Raw genomic sequence first — 17,394 nt, forward strand, 5'->3', positions numbered from 1 at the left:
AATTGATTGAAAAATATACAAAGGGAGTTGTAAGAGGCCATCTTTATTACTTCTGAGGCAGTGGCTTCATGGTTATACTTCCGGGACTAACATTTGTTGAGAGCAATCCATTGTGAATCTATTCACCGCCGTTACTGAACTGATCAGTATTTTTTTATTCACAACCTGTTTTTTGTTCATCGCCCGTAAGGTGGCAAAGCGAATAGGGTTGGTGGATAAACCTAATTTTCGTAAACGTCATCAGGGACTTATTCCTTTGGTCGGCGGGATTTCTGTTTATGCAGGGATTTGCTTCACGTTTGGCATTGCCGATTATTATATCCCGCATGCCGCTCTCTACATCGCCTGTGCCGGTGTTCTGGTGCTGATCGGGGCCCTTGATGACCGATTTGATATCGCGGTAAAAATACGCGCCACCGTTCAGGCGGGGATTGGCGTAATTATGATGGTTGTCGGTGGGCTGTATCTCCGGAGTCTCGGCTATGTGTTTGGTCCCTGGGAGTTAGTCCTGGGTCCATTTGGCTTCTTCCTGACACTCTTTGCCGTCTGGGCGGCGATCAATGCTTTCAACATGGTAGATGGGATTGACGGCCTGCTCGGTGGATTGTCTTCCGTCTCGTTCGCCGCTATCGGCATTATTTTGTGGTTTGATGGCCAGTACAGTCTGGCAATGTGGTGTTTTGCCATGATTGCCGCCATCCTCCCTTATATCCTTTTAAACCTTGGTGCGCTTGGCCGCCGCTATAAAGTCTTTATGGGCGATGCGGGCAGTACGTTGATCGGTTTTACCGTTATCTGGATTTTGCTGGAAACCACACAGGGTGAAACCCACCCAATTAGCCCGGTAACAGCACTGTGGATTATTGCCATTCCATTAATGGATATGGTGGCGATTATGTATCGTCGTCTGCGTAAAGGGATGAGTCCTTTCTCTCCTGATCGTCAGCATATTCATCATCTCATCATGCGCGCGGGTTTTACTTCACGTCAGGCGTTTGTTCTGATCACCCTGGCCGCCGCTATTCTGGCAGCAATTGGCGTAGCTGCGGAATATTCTCATATTTTTCCTGAGTGGGTTATGTTGGCATTATTCTTGCTGGCATTCTTCCTGTATGGCTACTGTATTAAGCGCGCATGGAAAGTGGCGCGATTCATTAAACGTCTGAAACGCAGGATGCGTCGTAACAATGACAAAAACACAACATTAACTAAGTAAAACCGGGACTATGATGACTCAACCGTTGGCGGGAGCGAAATCAGTGGTAACTGAGAATGAACTGGATATTCGGGGTTTGTTTCGCGTGTTATGGGCAGGCAAACTCTGGATTGCTGGGATCGCGCTGGGGTTCGCACTGTTAGCGCTGGCCTACACCTTCTTTGCAAAACAAGAGTGGAGCGCCACAGCAATTACAGACAGACCAACGGTTAACATGCTCGGCGGGTTTTATTCCCAGCAGCAGTTCCTGCGTAATCTGGATATCAAGGCGAATCTGGCGACACCCGATCAGGCTTCCGTCATGGATGAGGCATACAAAGAGTTTGTGATGCAACTGGCCTCGTGGGATACACGCCGCGATTTCTGGAGTCAGACGGATTATTACAAGCAGCGTATGGTGGGCAACAGCAAAGCGGATGCCGCGTTTTTGGATGACCTGATAAACAACATCCAGTTTACGCCGGGTGATGCGCTGCGTAACGTTAACGACAGCGTTAAGCTGATTGCAGAAACGGCACCGGATGCCAACAACCTGTTGCGCCAGTATGTCGCGTTTGCCAGCCAGCGTGCCGCAAGCCATCTGAATGAAGAGCTTAAAGGTGCCTGGGCGGCTCGTACCATCCAGATGAAAGCCCAGGTAAAACGTCAGGAAGAGGTGGCAAAAGCCATTTTCTCTCGCCGTGTACACAATATTGAACAGGCGCTGAAAATTGCGGAGCAGCGCAATATTTCCCGCACTGAGACAGATGTCCCGGCTGATGAATTGCCTGATTCTGAGATGTTCCTGCTTGGTCGCCCAATGCTGCAGGCCCGTCTGGAAAACCTCCAGGCCGTTGGCCCTGATTTTGACCTCGACTACGATCAAAACCGCGCGATGCTCACTACCCTGAATGTTGGTCCAACGCTGGACCCGCGTTTTCAGACCTATCGTTATTTGCGAACGCCTGAAGAACCTGTAAAACGCGATAGTCCGCGTCGTGCATTCCTGATGATCATGTGGGGGATTGTAGGCGCACTGACGGGCGCTGGCGTGGCGTTAACGCGTCGTCGCACAAACTAAGAACGCCGTCTACGATGAAGGCTAAGGCCTTCATCGTCTAATCGAAGAGAATCGATGTGAAAGTACTTACCGTATTTGGCACCAGGCCGGAGGCCATTAAGATGGCACCTCTGGTTCACGCGCTGGCCAATGATCCTGATATTGAAGCGAAAGTGTGCGTCACAGCCCAACACCGTGAGATGCTCGATCAGGTCTTAACGCTCTTTTCCATCGTCCCGGATTATGACCTCAATATTATGAAGCCGGGGCAAGGGTTGACCGAGATAACCTGCCGGATTCTGCAAGAGCTCAAGCCGATTCTGGAGTCATTCAAACCTGACGTTGTACTGGTTCACGGTGACACCACCACCACCGTGGCGACAAGTCTGGCTGCGTTTTACCAGCGTATTCCCGTCGGTCATGTTGAGGCGGGTCTGCGTACCGGAAACCTATATTCCCCATGGCCGGAAGAGGCCAACCGCACGCTCACCGGTCATCTGGCCATGTACCACTTTGCGCCAACCGAAAACTCGCGTCAGAACTTGCTGCGTGAAAATATCGCTGATAACAAAATCTTTGTAACCGGCAATACGGTCATTGATGCGTTGATCTGGGTACGCGACCGTGTACTGGCAAACAACGATCTGCAGAAGGACCTCGCTGCCCGTTACCCCTTCCTGCACAATGGCAAAAAAACCATTCTGGTCACTGGTCACCGTCGTGAAAGCTTTGGTCGGGGCTTTGAGCAAATCTGTCATGCACTGGCTGAAATTGCCGCGCAGAACGACGATGTACAGATAGTTTATCCGGTGCATCTCAACCCAAATGTTAGCGAGCCCGTCAACCGCATCCTGGGTCATGTCGAAAATGTCCTTCTCATTGAACCTCAGGATTACATGCCGTTTGTCTGGTTGATGAATCATGCCTGGCTGATCCTCACCGATTCTGGTGGCATTCAGGAAGAAGCACCGTCCCTTGGCAAGCCCGTTCTGGTGATGCGTGAAACGACCGAGCGTCCGGAAGCCGTCAAAGCGGGAACGGTACGCCTGGTCGGCACCGACACACAGTTGATCGTCGAAGAGGTCACGCGCCTGCTGCACGACGATGAAGAGTATCAGGCGATGAGCCGGGCCCATAATCCGTACGGAGACGGGCAGGCTTGTGGTCGTATTTTGCATGCACTTAAACACAATCGGATATCGCTATGAGTTTTACTACCATCTCTGTCATTGGTCTTGGCTATATTGGCTTGCCTACTGCGGCAGCGTTTGCCTCCCGTCAAAAGCAGGTTGTCGGGGTGGATATCAACGCGCGTGCGGTAGAAACCATTAACCGTGGCGAAATTCATATTGTGGAGCCCGATCTTGATCGCGTGGTGAAAGAGGCGGTTGAGGGGGGCTTCCTGCGAGCCAGCACGACGCCTGTTGAAGCTGATGCGTACCTGATTACTGTTCCAACGCCATTTAAAGGCGACCACGAGCCCGACATGGCCTTCGTCGAGTCGGCGGTGAAATCCATTGCGCCTGTGCTGAAGAAAGGGGCGCTGGTGATCCTGGAATCAACTTCTCCGGTTGGGGCAACCGAGCAGATGGCGCAGTGGCTGGCTGAAGCGCGTCCCGATCTCAGCTTCCCGCAGCAGGCGGGTGAGCAGGCCGATGTCAATATTGCCTACTGTCCGGAGCGCGTGCTGCCGGGGCAGGTCATGGTCGAACTGATTAAAAACGACCGCGTGATTGGCGGTATGACGCCAGTCTGTTCCGAACGTGCCAGCGCGCTGTACAAGATTTTCCTGGAAGGTGAGTGTGTGGTGACTAACTCCCGCACCGCCGAGATGTGCAAGCTGACGGAAAACAGCTTCCGTGACGTCAATATCGCGTTTGCGAATGAGTTGTCGCTGATCTGCGCCGATCAGGGGATTAACGTCTGGGAGTTAATCAGCCTGGCGAATCGCCATCCGCGCGTCAACATTCTGCAGCCAGGCCCTGGCGTGGGCGGTCACTGTATCGCCGTCGATCCGTGGTTTATCGTGGCGCAAAACCCGGCGCAGGCACGTCTGATTCGCACCGCGCGTGAAGTGAACGACAGCAAACCTCACTGGGTACTCAATCAGGTTAAAACCACGGTTGCGGATTGTCTGGCAGAGAGCGGCAAGCGCGCCAGTGAACTGAAAATTGCCTGCTTTGGTCTGGCATTTAAACCGAACATTGATGATTTGCGTGAAAGCCCGGCAATGGAAATTGCTGAGATGATTGCCGGATGGCACAAGGGCGAAACGCTGGTGGTCGAACCGAATATTCATGAGTTGCCGGCAAAACTGGCAGGACACTGTACGCTGACCGTGCTGGAGGATGCGCTGGCGACGGCGGATGTGCTGGTGCTGCTGGTGGATCATAAAGAATTTAAAGCGACGTCCGGCGCAGCTGTTCGTCAGCAGTATATTGTTGATACCAAAGGTGTCTGGCGTTGAGTAGCCTGAATGGGGTGCTTGAACCCCTGAACTGGGAGAGTACCTTTTTCGGTCTACCTTCGGCTATTGTGCGTCTGCGCGATAATGCGCCGGCACTGACGGAATCTGACTTTACTGCCTGGCAGAGGGTTCAGGCTAAGATCCCAGCAGACCGTGCTGACCTGCTTGATGCGCTCCAGCAACACGGCTTTAAGCTGGTTGAAGGTGAGGTCGATCTTTCTATAACGCTCACCCGGCATGATGCGTCAGGCGCGGAATTTGCAACCGAACAGGATATTCCCGTGCTGCGTCAGATGGCGGTTCGGGCGTTTGCTCAGAGCCGTTTTCGCACGCCCTGGTACGCGCCTGACGACAGCGGTCGTTTCTACGCGCAGTGGGTGGAGAATGCGGTCAAAGGCACCTTTGACCACGTCTGCCTGGTTTTTCGTGCTGGAGACGGTCAAATCCAGGGGTTCGTCTCTCTGCGTAAGCTCAACGAGCGTGAGGCGCGTATTGGCTTATTAGCCGGGCGTGGCATGGGTGAAAAACTCATGCAGGCGGCGATGCACTGGGCGCAACAGCAGCAGGTTTCGACGCTGCGGGTGGCGACCCAGGTGGGCAACACCGCTGCGCTTAAACGTTATATTGCGAGTGGTGCCAACATCGACGCCACCGCCTACTGGTTATACAGGTGACAAGATGATTCCATTTAACGCACCACCCGTCGTCGGAACGGAACTCGACTATATGCAGTCTGCCATGGGCAGCGGCAAACTTTGTGGTGACGGCGGTTTTACCCGTCGCTGCCAGCAGTGGATGGAACAGCGTTTTCGCAGCGCCAAAGTGCTGCTGACCCCGTCCTGTACGGCATCGCTGGAAATGGCGGCGCTGCTGCTGGATATCCAGCCCGGCGATGAAGTCATCATGCCGAGCTATACCTTCGTTTCCACAGCGAACGCGTTTGTCCTGCGCGGGGCGAAAATCGTCTTTGTGGATATCCGCCCGGATACCATGAACATTGACGAGACGTTGATTGAAGCGGCTATCACCGACAAAACGCGCGCGATCGTGCCGGTTCACTACGCGGGTGTGGCCTGTGAAATGGACACCATCATGGCGCTCGCCAAAAAACATAATCTGTTCGTGGTGGAAGATGCCGCCCAGGGCGTGATGTCGACCTACAAGGGACGCGCGCTGGGCACGATCGGCCATATTGGCTGCTTTAGTTTCCACGAAACTAAAAACTACACGGCGGGTGGAGAAGGTGGTGCGACGCTGATTAACGACCGGGCGCTGGTGGAGCGTGCGGAAGTGATCCGCGAAAAAGGCACCAACCGTAGCCAGTTCTTCCGTGGCCAGGTCGACAAATATACCTGGCGCGATATTGGCTCAAGCTATCTGATGGCGGATCTGCAGGCGGCCTATCTGTGGGCGCAGCTGGAAGCGGCGGAACGTATCAACCTTCAGCGTCTTTCCCTGTGGCAAACCTATTACGATGCGCTTGAGCCTCTGGCCAAAGCCGGGCGTATTGAACTGCCGACCATCCCGGCAGATTGCGTCCACAATGCGCATATGTTCTACATCAAGCTGCGCGATAACGACGACCGCAGCGAGCTTATCGCCTGGCTGAAAGAGGCCGAGATTATGGCGGTGTTCCACTATATCCCGCTGCACTCCAGCCCGGCCGGAGAAGCGTTTGGCACGTTCGCGGGTGAAGATCGTTACACCACGAAAGAAAGTGAGCGTTTGCTTCGCCTGCCACTGTTCTACAACCTCGCGCCTGTTAACCAGCGTACGGTGATTAATACCCTTCTGAGTTATTTCGGCTGATATGTCTCTGGCAAAAGCATCGGTGTGGACCGCCGCGTCCACGCTTGTAAAAATTGGCGCCGGGCTGCTGGTCGTCAAGCTGCTGGCCGTCTCATTTGGCCCCTCTGGCGTGGGGCTGGCGGGTAATTTCCGCCAGCTTGTCACCGTCCTTGGGGTGCTGGCCGGTGCCGGCATCTTCAACGGCGTGACCAAATACGTTGCGCAGTATCACGATGATGCGCCTCAGCTGCGCAGAGTGGTGGGCACCTCTTCGGCGATGGTCACGGGTTTTTCGACCCTGATGGCGATGATTTTTCTGCTGGCGGCGGCGCCCATCAGCCAGGGGTTGTTCGGGCACACCCATTACCAGGGGCTGGTGCGTCTGGTTGCGCTGGTCCAGATGGGAATTGCCTGGGCTAACCTGCTGCTGGCGCTGATGAAAGGGTTTCGTGATGCTGCCGGGAACGCGCTTGCCTTAATCCTGGGCAGCGTCATCGGCGTGATTGCCTATTACTTCTGCTTTCGCCTGGGCGGCTATGAAGGCGCACTTCTGGGGCTGGCGCTGGTCCCGGCGCTGGTTGTTGTGCCAGCGGCGTTTATGCTGATGCGTCGGGGCGTCATCCCTCTGAGCTACCTGAAACCGCAATGGGACACGATGATTGCCAGCCAGCTGGGTAAATTTACCCTGATGGCGCTCATCACCTCCGTCACGCTGCCGGTGGCCTACGTGATGATGCGAAACCTGCTGGCGGCGCATTATAGCTGGGATGAAGTGGGGATCTGGCAGGGCGTAAGCAGTATTTCCGACGCCTACCTCCAGTTTATAACGGCTTCCTTTAGCGTTTATTTACTGCCAACCTTATCGCGCCTGACGTCCAGACAGGATATTACCCGTGAGATTTTTCGATCTCTGCGCTTTGTGTTGCCGGCCGTCGCGGCGGCCAGCTTTACCGTCTGGTTACTGCGCGATGTTGCCATCTGGCTGCTGTTCTCGGCGAAGTTCACCGCCATGCGCGATCTCTTCGCCTGGCAGCTGGTGGGTGATGTGCTGAAAGTGGGTGCTTACGTTTTTGGCTATCTGGTGATTGCGAAAGCCTCGCTGCGGCTGTATATCCTGGCTGAGATTAGCCAGTTTACGCTCCTGACGGCGTTCTCGCACTGGTTGATCCCCGCACACGGGGCGCTGGGGGCGGCTCAGGCCTACATGGCAACCTATATCGTTTATTTTGCTGCCTGTTGCGGCGTATTTTTACTTTGGCGTAAACGCGCATGACTGCACTGATTCACATCCTGGGATCGGATATCCCACACCATAACCAGACCGTATTGCGGTTCTTTAACGATGAGCTGGCATCGGACGATCCTGATGCGCGTGAATTTATGGTTGCAGGTCAGGATAAGGGCCTGAGCGAGGCGTTTCCGGCGCTGAGGATCGCATTCTGGCCGGATAAGGCTACGCTGGCGAAGGCGGTCGTTGCCAAAGCCAAAGCGGATCGTGAGCAACGCTTCTTCTTCCACGGGCAGTTTAATACCGGTCTGTGGCTGGCATTGTTAAGCGGCGTAATTAAACCCTCCCAGTGCAGCTGGCATATCTGGGGGGCCGATCTTTACGAGGTTTCCCGCGGCTGGAAATTCCGGCTTTTCTACCCGCTGCGTCGCATGGCGCAGGGACGCGTGGGCTGTGTTTTTGCCACCCGTGGCGATCTGAATTATTTTGCGAAACAGCATCCTGATGTGCGCGGCGAATTGCTCTATTTCCCGACCCGAATGAACCCGGCGCTTAACACCATGGGGACCGGCACGCCACGGGAGGGGAAACTGACGATTCTGGTCGGTAACTCTGGCGATCGCAGCAACGAACATGCTGCCGCGCTCAGGGCTGTTCATCAGCAATTTGGCGATACCGTCAATGTGGTTGTCCCGATGGGTTACCCCCTCAACAACGACGCCTATATCGACGAGGTTCGCCAACAGGGGCTGGCGTTATTCAGCGCCGGGAATTTGCAAATTCTCGATAACAAGCTGGAATTTGATGAGTACCTTGCGCTGCTGAGGAAATGCGATCTCGGGTATTTTATCTTTGCCCGCCAGCAGGGGATTGGCACACTGTGTCTGCTGATTCAGGCCGGGATCCCCTGTGTACTTAATCGCGATAATCCGTTCTGGCAAGATATGGTCGAGCAGAATCTGCCGGTGCTGTTTACCACCGATGTGCTTAATGAAGAAGTTGTTCGGGAAGCACAGCGACAACTGGCGCTGGTGGACAAAAATTCCATCGACTTCTTTAGCCCGAATTACCTCTCGCCGTGGCACCGTGCGCTGCGTATCGCTGCAGGAGGCAAAGCATGAGCCAGTTGCAATTCAGCGGTTTGCTGGTCGTTTGGCTTCTGAGCACGCTGTTTATCGCTACGCTCACCTGGTTCGAATTCCGCCGCGTGCGTTTCAACTTTAACGTGTTCTTCTCGTTACTGTTTTTGCTGACGTTCTTTTTTGGCTTCCCACTGACCAGCATTCTGGTCTTCCGCTTCGACGTGAGCGTCGCGCCACCAGAAATTTTGCTCCAGGCACTTCTGGCTGCAACCTGTTTCTATGCAGTTTACTACGTCACCTATAAAACGCGGCTGCGTTCAACGCAGGCAACCGCACCACGCCGGGCGCTTTTTACCATGAACAGGGTGGAGACCCACCTGACATGGGTGATGCTAATGACCATCGCCCTGGTCAGTGTCGGCATTTTCTTCATGCATAACGGCTTCCTGCTGTTTAAGCTGCACTCCTACAGCCAGATTTTTTCGGCCGAAGTCTCAGGCGTGGCGCTTAAGCGTTTCTTCTACTTCTTCATTCCGGCAATGCTGGTGATCTTCTTCCTGCGCCAGGACAGCAAAGCGTGGCTGTTCTTCCTGGTCAGCACCGTCGCGTTCGGCATTCTGACCTACATGATTGTGGGGGGGACGCGCGCGAACATCATTATCGCCTTCGCGATCTTCCTGTTTATCGGCATTATTCGCGGCTGGATCTCGCTGTGGATGCTGGTGGCGGCTGGCGCGTTTGGCATTGTGGGGATGTTCTGGCTGGCACTGAAGCGCTACGGAATGAATGTGGCGGGTGATGAAGCGTTTTACACGTTCCTCTACCTGACGCGTGATACCTTCTCGCCGTGGGAAAACCTGGCATTACTGCTGCAAAACTACGACAAGATTGATTTCCAGGGCCTGGCGCCAATCGTTCGCGACTTCTACGTCTTTATCCCTTCCTGGCTATGGCCGGACCGTCCTGGCGTGGTGCTCAATACCGCGAACTATTTTACCTGGGAAGTACTGAACAACCATTCCGGACTGGCCATCTCGCCAACGCTGATTGGCTCTCTGGTCGTGATGGGTGGGGCGTGGTTCATTCTGCCCGGGGCCGTTGCCGTAGGGTTGATTATTAAGTGGTTCGACTGGCTTTACGTGCGTGGTAACGAAGAGACCAACCGCTATAAAGCGGCCATTTTGCACAGTTTCTGCTTTGGTGCCATTTTCAATATGATCGTTCTGGCGCGCGAAGGGCTGGACTCATTCGTTTCGCGCGTGGTGTTCTTCATGGTCATTTTCGGCGTCTGCCTGTTACTGGCTAAATTGTTGTACTGGCTGTTTGACAGTGCAGGGCTTGTGCACAAGCGCGAGCCGCAGGGCAGCACAACGCTGTCGCAAGTCTGAGTAAGGATAGTAATGACTGATAAAACGTCTGCACCGCGCTATGCGCTACGTGGTTTGCAGCTTATTGGCTGGCGCGACATGCAGCACGCACTGGATTTTCTTTTTGCCGACGGCCAAATGAAATCCGGGACGCTGGTGGCCATCAATGCGGAAAAAATGCTGGCAGTTGAGGATAATGCGGAAGTCAAAAGTCTGATTGAAGCCGCTGAGTTTAAATACGCGGACGGTATCAGCGTGGTTCGCTCAATCCGTAAAAAGTATCCTGACGCTAATGTTTCCCGCGTGGCGGGTGCCGATCTCTGGGAGCAGCTTATGGCCCGCGCAGGTGCGCAGGGCACGCCCGTGTTCCTGATTGGCGGGAAGCCGGAGATACTGGTCCAGACGGAGGAGAAACTGCGTCGTCAATGGAATGTTAATATTGTCGGCAGCCAGGATGGGTACTTCAAACCGGAAGATCGGCAGGCGCTGTTTGCGCGCGTTCGCGACAGCGGGGCGAAAATTGTCACCGTGGCGATGGGTTCCCCGCGCCAGGAGATCCTGATGCGTGACTGCCGTCTGGTCTGCCCGGATGCCCTGTACATGGGCGTCGGCGGCACGTACGACGTCTTTACTGGCCACGTTAAGCGTGCGCCCAAGGTCTGGCAAAATCTGGGCCTTGAGTGGCTGTACCGCCTGCTATCGCAACCGACGCGCATTAAACGACAGATTCGCCTGCTTCGCTACCTCGCCTGGCATTACACCGGGAAAATGTAATCAAAATGTAGCGCGATATGCTATTCGCGCTGCAACTCCCCTGCAAAACTGCTGATAATCTGTGCAATGCATTCATTTTTTTAATGCATCGTTTGCCATTTGGCAGATTTTAAGAAACCATTCGCTCCGTATTTTAGTACCCCTAAAAAACAATACCCGGTCTTAAGTCGGGAAACAGCAAACACAATCGAGGATCTATGGCAGAGAAAAAACCGGAGCTACAGCGTGGGCTGGAAGCTCGTCATATTGAACTGATAGCGCTGGGCGGCACTATCGGCGTCGGCCTGTTTATGGGCTCCGCAAGTACGCTCAAATGGGCAGGCCCTTCCGTATTACTGGCGTATATTATCGCCGGGCTGTTTGTTTTCTTCATTATGCGTTCGATGGGCGAAATGCTCTTCCTGGAGCCAGTGACCGGTTCTTTCGCCGTTTACGCGCATCGCTATATGAGCCCGTTCTTCGGCTACCTGACGGCGTGGTCATACTGGTTTATGTGGATGGCGGTAGGCATCTCAGAGATCACCGCGATAGGGGTCTACGTCCAGTTCTGGTTCCCGGACATGGTTCAGTGGATACCCGCGCTCATTGCCGTAGGGCTGGTGGCGCTGGCAAATCTGGCCGCCGTGCGCCTTTACGGTGAAATTGAGTTCTGGTTCGCAATGATTAAAGTCACCACGATTATCGTGATGATTGTCGTTGGCCTGGGCGTGATTTTCTTCGGCTTTGGCAACGGCGGACACGCTATCGGCTTTGGTAACCTGACTGAAAACGGCGGCTTCTTCGCTGGCGGCTGGAAGGGCTTCCTGACGGCGCTGTGTATCGTTGTGGCCTCGTATCAGGGCGTGGAGCTTATCGGTATTACCGCCGGTGAAGCGAAAAACCCGCAAGTCACGCTGCGTAGTGCGGTGGGTAAGGTGCTGTGGCGTATCCTGATTTTCTATGTGGGCGCGATCTTCGTCATCGTGACCATCTTCCCGTGGAACGAAATTGGCACGACCGGTAGCCCGTTTGTTTTAACCTTCGCGAAAATTGGCATCACGGCGGCGGCAGGTATCATCAACTTTGTGGTACTGACGGCGGCATTGTCAGGCTGTAACAGTGGAATGTACAGCTGTGGTCGTATGCTTTATGCACTCTCGAAGAATAACCAGCTGCCTGCGGCGATGAGTAAAGTCTCACGTGCTGGCGTTCCGGTTGCGGGCGTGGCGGTCTCCATTGCGATACTGCTGGTTGGCTCTTGTCTGAATTACATCATTCCTAACCCGCAGCGCGTATTTGTTTACGTCTATAGCGCCAGCGTGCTGCCAGGCATGGTGCCGTGGTTTGTTATCCTGATAAGCCAGCTGCGTTTCCGCCATGCGCATAAAAAGGCGATTGAAAGCCATCCGTTCCGCTCAATTCTGTTCCCGTATGCGAACTATTTAACGATGGCGTTCCTGGTTTGCGTATTAATCGGAATGTACTTTAATGAAGATACCCGCATGTCGCTGTTTGTCGGGGTGATCTTCCTGGCGGCAGTGACAGCTGCGTATAAGCTTTTTGGCCTGGGTAACCGTGCCACCACGCAGAAAGTGGAGGAATAAGCGGCAAAATGTGCAAACCATAACCAAACGCGCATTTTTTTCAAAAAAGCACTAGACAGCGGGGACGGAGGTACGTAATATCCAGCCCCGCAACGGCGCTAAGCGCCCGTAGCTCAGCTGGATAGAGCGCTGCCCTCCGGAGGCAGAGGTCTCAGGTTCGAATCCTGTCGGGCGCACCATTTACCCGGTGCTGGAGCTGCGGTGGTCTGAGAAGTAGTCAGTACCGCGTGAGTTAAGAATACAGTGGTGGCTATAGCTCAGTTGGTAGAGCCCTGGATTGTGATTCCAGTTGTCGTGGGTTCGAATCCCATTAGCCACCCCATTATTGAAAGAGTTGTGAATTGCGAAGGTGGCGGAATTGGTAGACGCGCTAGCTTCAGGTGTTAGTGTCCTTAGGATGTGGGGGTTCGAGTCCCCCCCCTCGCACCACGACTTTTTAAATGAATTGAACTAAAAATTCAAAAAGCAGTACATCGGCGAGTAGCGCAGCTTGGTAGCGCAACTGGTTTGGGACCAGTGGGTCGGAGGTTCGAATCCTCTCTCGCCGACCAATTTTGAACCCCGCTTCGGCGGGGTTTTTTGTTTTCTGCTCCTTTTCATCCTGTAGCAATCCCCCGACAGCACCTACATTTATTGTCGCGATTTAGCGACATGCAATTCATTGAAAAAATAGAAAAAAATCCTTTGCTGATTTTACTGTCTCCTCCAGGAGACATATTGTTGTGTTTGCCGGATTATTGTCGGGCCTCAGAGGGTGCTTAACAGCATAATTTCCTTTTATCTTAAAATGTTGCGCGGTGTAAAAGTTCGGAGTGTTATGTTGGCACGTTACGTGCAATAATATGCGTGTAGATGCTCATTCCATCTCTTATGTTCGCCTTAGTGCCTCATAAACTCAGGAATGACGCAGAGCCATTTACGGTGCTTATCGTCCACTGACAGATGTCGCTTCGGCCTCATCAAACACCATGGACACAACGTTGAGTGAAGCACCAAATATGTTGTCTTATAGACCTGTTTTAACGCCTGCTTTTATAGCAGGCGTTTTTTTATGTCTTACTCCCGATAAAAGCACATGATCAGAGCAACGATCAGTAGAGCCACTGACGAGACGGTATAGAGTGCCTGTACTGAGCCAAATCCGGTTGCCACCATCGCTGCGATGCCGGTGAAAAGAGAGGCGCTGAGCGTTTGCCAGCGCCAGGCTTTACCGCTGGCTGAAGCGGTTTGCGTGTCATCAAAGCTACTAAGAACAGCAAACGTGCCAGCCGCAAAGAGAACATTCGAAGCCAGATGTGCGATAAAGATCATCCCCAGCGCACAGGCCACCCATCCGGATAAAAACGGAAGCATGCCATAAGCGGCCAGAAAGATACCGAGACAAACGATGATTCGCGATGTGTGGGCAGCAAAGTGCGCCAGGCTGTCTCTTTTTAGCAGCATGGGGCCGCAAAGCTGTCCCATACTCCTCGCGAAAAGCAGAGGCAGCGCAAGACCCGCCGCATTCTGAGGATGGATCTGTTGCGCGAGTGCCGGAAGGAGCGCCATCGCCGGTGAACCGACGGCTGCCAGCGCTGGGAGGATGAGCAGGCTGCGTTTTTGCCGACTGGTCAACGCTCGCCAGCGTAACGCCGCAGGCGCTTTCTCTTCATCAGGGGGCGGGAGTGATGGTGCAGAAAACTGGCGCTCAGCCAGCCATAGCATTAACAGTGACCCGAGAAAGCTGGCGGCATCAACAGCCAGCAGTGTAAACACGGATGTCTTCTGGAACAGCACTACGCCCAGTCCGGTTCCTAACAACACCTGAGAAGCAAAAATCACAGTTTCCAGACAGGTTGCCGCAGGTAACTCCGCTTCACTGAGCCCGCGCTTAAAGAGCAACGTCAGCGCGGGCCAACTCATCCCGCTGAGCAGCGCTTCGGTGGATTGCACGGCGAGTAAAGCGGCAATGCTGTGATAACCCACGCCAAACAAGGGAAAGAGCAGGGCGAGCAAGCCCAGTCCTTCGGTCAGTATCAGCAGAGATATTGGAGAATAGCTCGAGCACAGCTTTTCACCGATCAGGCTACCGACAAATCCTGGTACCGTAGCGAAAAGAAAAGCGAGGGTTAGCAGCGCTGGCGAGGCTGACCACGCTAACAGCAAACCGGAGACCACAACCTGGGTTAAACCATTTCCCAGCGAAGTAAAGATAAAAGCACAGGCAAGCAGGCGCAGCCAGCGGTGGCCGCGCAGCGCTTCAATAAGCGCATACAAAAGCGAGTTCATGAAGATTTCCTTTCAAAAACAATTTAGTCCACGCTGCAGAATGTGCGCGTGTGTGAAAAAGGTTAATGAAAAGACATCGTTACATTGGCGGGTGCGTTTGCAGATATGGGTACAAAGAATGTAGCAGGAGATGGGCGATAAAAAAAGGAGGCCATTTGGCCTCCTGTTTATTTATTGCTGGGTACCGTTGTTTTGCAGCGTCAACAGCAACCCATCACGTCGCATGGCGGCTGCCTCTTCGGGCTTATGCTGTTTGTCCAGCGTATCGGCAAGCCATGCGTAGTCAAACGCATCCGGACGCTGTTTCAGTGCCGCGCGGAAGGCGAGGCTCGCTTCCTGCCATTCGCCATGCTTCATCAACGACTGACCCAGCGTGCTCCACAGCAGCGGACGGTCACCGACGGTTTTAATCTGCTGACGCAGCACTTTTTCAATTTGTTCTGGATTGTTGGTTTTCAGGCGTGGGATCACCATCACCAGCCGATCGTCATACTGGCGTTTGAGACCGTCGAGAAGGATCTCCTGCGCGGTGTCATGATCGTCACATTCAATAAGATGTTCTGCCATTGCCACCTGCAGTGGGATCTGCTGACGCGTTTTCCGGCTCTGATTCTTCCACCAGGTTTTCAGACCGTCGCTGCCCAAATCGGCGCGAGCCTGATCCATCAGGCCAATCCATGCCAGGCGCTGAAGCTCATCACGATGTTCATCATCACCCACTTCGGCCTTCGCCATTGATGGAATGATGTCCAGCAGTGAACCCCATGCACCGGTCCGAATATACGCCTGCTCAGCCAGACGCAGAACTTCCGGGTGACGTGGCGCAATTTCCAGCAGGCGGTCGATGCCGTGACGTGCGGCGTGATTTTCATTGCGTGCCAGTTGCAGACGAACACGCGTAATTTCCACCGGAATCGGGTCGTTAGACGCCAGTTCAGACGCACGTTCCAGATGTTGATTAGCGCGGACTTCGTCACCCCGCTGTTGCGCGGCTTCCGCGGCCAGCAAATAGTTCACTACTGGCTGTTCGGCATGATCGGCGTTTTTTGACATCAGCTTTTCAACCTGCTGATAGTCACCTTCCGCAAGTTTCAGCAGTGCCTGTTCGGTTTGCTTACGGGCGCGACGGCGCTTACGACCCACGAACCAGCCACGCGTATGCGCGCCGGTGCGGAAAATACGGCGCAGGACCCACTCGACAGCAAACAGCACGACCACACCGAGGATCAGAATGATCGCAAGACCCGTTACGCTGGTTTCGATGTTGTAGTTATCGGTCTGGATCAGGACGTAACCCTGATGACCGGCAAGCATTGGACCCAGCACGATCCCGGCGATCAGCAGGATGAAGAGTAAGAGGACTTTTAGCATCATTACTCTCCTTGCGGCGCGTTTTCAGGTGCAGGAGCAGGAGCGGCTCCGCCAGTTTGCTCAGCCGGTACACCTGGCTGTGCCAGCAAATTACGCACTCGCGTCTGCATCAGCTTCTCCAGAATCGGCTGGCTTTCCAGCTTATCTGGCACGTTCATGGTGATGTTCTGCTGGCTCAGTTTATCAATGTCTTCGAGGAAGGCGGTGGTGGTCGCATCATCGGTATTGTAGTAAGCGCGTACCCACGTAGAGACGTTATCCAGCGCCTGTTTGTAGGTCTCTTCCTGATGACGCGGCACGGCCTGGGCGGCAACCAGCAGGCGGGAACGAATGTTTTCGCGCAGATAAATATCCTGATTCGGCGCTAACAGCGGAACGGCGGTTTCGTCGCGACGGCGGATAGTGATAAAGCTGTCCATAAAGTTCTGCCAGCTTTTTTGCAGGTTCACACGCCATTCGCTCAGGGAGCTGGAAAGCTCGGTGCCGTCGGAATCCATCGGGGAGTCGTCGTCGTTGTTATCTGCCAGCTGCAGGTTATCAATCTGATTCGAAAGCTGGTTCACTTTGAGGATAATGCCATCGTAATCCACCTGTGAGACGGCGGAGAGGCTGGCGATGTCTTCGGTGATCGCACGACGTGCGGTGATGAGGCTTGGATCGTTCATGTCCGCCAGGCTCGCATCGGCACTTTTCAGCAGTGCGGCGGCAGTGGTGACATCCTGATCGCTCCAGAGCTTACGCCCGGCGAGCTTCACCAGGAAGTCAGCCTGGGAGAGCAGCCAGGTTTTAGCATCGGTGCCGGAGATCGTCGCCACTTTCTGCTGCACGTCGCCCAGCTGTTTGGTCAACTCTTCTTGTTTACTGTTCGCATCGGCCAGTGCGGTTGCCTGCTGTTTAATCACCGCTTCCAGTTCGGTTTTCTGTGTCTCTTGCGCTTTTTGCAGAGCCGTAAGCTGATTCACCAGTGCGTCGCTGGTAGCCGTCTGGTTAGCACTCTGTTGTTTCACCAAACCGTACAGGCCAACGCCGGCCGCCAGCGCAATAGCGATGGCAATCGCGCTCAGCGCGAGGCTTTTTTTGTTGCTGCCGTTTTTCTTCTCAGCGATGTTCTCTTTCGTCTCTGGCTGTGGCGTCGCGTCCACAGTCTCCCTGGTCTCTTCAACCACGGCGGAGGATTTATCGTGTTCCGTCATTATGGCTTCCCATTTGAG

Annotated in this window: 14 protein-coding genes and 4 tRNA genes; 15 read left to right on the forward strand and 3 right to left on the reverse strand. The window is 54.1% G+C overall.

The window, feature by feature from the left end; all coding sequences use genetic code 11:
* Nucleotides 1–112 precede the first annotated feature (112 nt).
* The 15 genes from wecA to AC0XWG_RS08335 all read left to right on the forward strand — a co-directional run bounded on the left by wecA (nt 113) and on the right by AC0XWG_RS08335 (nt 13,095).
* Nucleotides 113–1,216, forward strand: a complete 1,104-nt coding sequence (gene wecA, locus AC0XWG_RS08265; protein ID WP_128348563.1) for a UDP-N-acetylglucosamine--undecaprenyl-phosphate N-acetylglucosaminephosphotransferase — start codon at nt 113–115, stop codon at nt 1,214–1,216.
* Nucleotides 1,217–1,229: 13 nt separating this feature from the next.
* Nucleotides 1,230–2,276, forward strand: coding sequence for an ECA polysaccharide chain length modulation protein (wzzE, locus tag AC0XWG_RS08270; protein ID WP_108091181.1), 1,047 nt, complete (start codon nt 1,230–1,232; stop codon nt 2,274–2,276).
* Nucleotides 2,277–2,332: 56 nt separating this feature from the next.
* Nucleotides 2,333–3,463 carry a non-hydrolyzing UDP-N-acetylglucosamine 2-epimerase gene (gene wecB / locus AC0XWG_RS08275; RefSeq protein ID WP_028018207.1) on the forward strand — a complete coding sequence of 377 codons (1,131 nt, stop codon included), beginning with the start codon at nt 2,333–2,335 and terminating at the stop codon, nt 3,461–3,463.
* Entirely contained in the window at nt 3,460–4,722 is a 1,263-nt protein-coding gene (wecC, locus tag AC0XWG_RS08280) for a UDP-N-acetyl-D-mannosamine dehydrogenase (protein ID WP_128348562.1), read from the forward strand. The genes wecB and wecC overlap by 4 nt, the downstream gene beginning before the upstream one ends.
* Nucleotides 4,719–5,396 carry a dTDP-4-amino-4,6-dideoxy-D-galactose acyltransferase gene (gene rffC, locus AC0XWG_RS08285; RefSeq protein ID WP_028018205.1) on the forward strand — a complete coding sequence of 226 codons (678 nt, stop codon included), beginning with the start codon at nt 4,719–4,721 and terminating at the stop codon, nt 5,394–5,396. The genes wecC and rffC overlap by 4 nt, the downstream gene beginning before the upstream one ends.
* A 4-nt stretch (nt 5,397–5,400) precedes the next feature.
* On the forward strand, nt 5,401–6,531 hold the full coding sequence (gene rffA / locus AC0XWG_RS08290; protein WP_128348561.1) for a dTDP-4-amino-4,6-dideoxygalactose transaminase: 1,131 nt from the start codon (nt 5,401–5,403) through the stop codon (nt 6,529–6,531).
* A gap of 1 nt (nt 6,532) precedes the next feature.
* Nucleotides 6,533–7,783: a lipid III flippase WzxE gene (gene wzxE / locus AC0XWG_RS08295; RefSeq protein ID WP_128348560.1), complete on the forward strand. Its 1,251-nt coding sequence runs from the start codon at nt 6,533–6,535 to the stop codon at nt 7,781–7,783.
* Nucleotides 7,780–8,859 carry a TDP-N-acetylfucosamine:lipid II N-acetylfucosaminyltransferase gene (locus AC0XWG_RS08300; protein ID WP_128348559.1) on the forward strand — a complete coding sequence of 360 codons (1,080 nt, stop codon included), beginning with the start codon at nt 7,780–7,782 and terminating at the stop codon, nt 8,857–8,859. Before wzxE ends, AC0XWG_RS08300 begins: the two co-directional genes overlap by 4 nt.
* Nucleotides 8,856–10,208, forward strand: a complete 1,353-nt coding sequence (gene wzyE / locus AC0XWG_RS08305; protein WP_128348558.1) for an ECA oligosaccharide polymerase — start codon at nt 8,856–8,858, stop codon at nt 10,206–10,208. The genes AC0XWG_RS08300 and wzyE overlap by 4 nt, the downstream gene beginning before the upstream one ends.
* A gap of 12 nt (nt 10,209–10,220) precedes the next feature.
* Nucleotides 10,221–10,961, forward strand: coding sequence for a lipopolysaccharide N-acetylmannosaminouronosyltransferase (wecG, locus tag AC0XWG_RS08310; RefSeq protein ID WP_028018200.1), 741 nt, complete (start codon nt 10,221–10,223; stop codon nt 10,959–10,961).
* Between the two features lie 197 nt (nt 10,962–11,158).
* Nucleotides 11,159–12,544 carry a bifunctional threonine/serine APC transporter ThrP gene (gene thrP / locus AC0XWG_RS08315; protein ID WP_128348557.1) on the forward strand — a complete coding sequence of 462 codons (1,386 nt, stop codon included), beginning with the start codon at nt 11,159–11,161 and terminating at the stop codon, nt 12,542–12,544.
* A gap of 102 nt (nt 12,545–12,646) precedes the next feature.
* A tRNA-Arg gene (locus tag AC0XWG_RS08320) sits at nt 12,647–12,723 on the forward strand.
* A gap of 67 nt (nt 12,724–12,790) precedes the next feature.
* Nucleotides 12,791–12,866, forward strand: a tRNA-His gene (locus AC0XWG_RS08325).
* A gap of 21 nt (nt 12,867–12,887) precedes the next feature.
* A tRNA-Leu gene (locus AC0XWG_RS08330) sits at nt 12,888–12,973 on the forward strand.
* A gap of 45 nt (nt 12,974–13,018) precedes the next feature.
* A tRNA-Pro gene (locus AC0XWG_RS08335) sits at nt 13,019–13,095 on the forward strand.
* A 505-nt stretch (nt 13,096–13,600) separates the two neighbouring features.
* Here the strand turns inward: AC0XWG_RS08335 and AC0XWG_RS08340 are convergent.
* The 3 genes from AC0XWG_RS08340 to hemX form a co-directional block, all read right to left on the reverse strand.
* The gene (locus AC0XWG_RS08340; RefSeq protein WP_128348556.1) at nt 13,601–14,812 is read right to left on the reverse strand and encodes an MFS transporter; all 1,212 of its coding nucleotides are present in this window, start codon (nt 14,810–14,812) and stop codon (nt 13,601–13,603) included.
* Between the two features lie 171 nt (nt 14,813–14,983).
* Entirely contained in the window at nt 14,984–16,183 is a 1,200-nt protein-coding gene (gene hemY / locus AC0XWG_RS08345) for a protoheme IX biogenesis protein HemY (protein ID WP_028018197.1), read from the reverse strand.
* A gap of 2 nt (nt 16,184–16,185) precedes the next feature.
* Nucleotides 16,186–17,376 (reverse strand): uroporphyrinogen-III C-methyltransferase, encoded by a 1,191-nt coding sequence (gene hemX / locus AC0XWG_RS08350; RefSeq protein WP_128348555.1) that lies wholly within the window; start codon nt 17,374–17,376, stop codon nt 16,186–16,188.
* Between the last annotated feature and the right edge of the window lie 18 nt (nt 17,377–17,394).

Source organism: Enterobacter sp. DVT3837 (genome assembly GCF_056238685.1).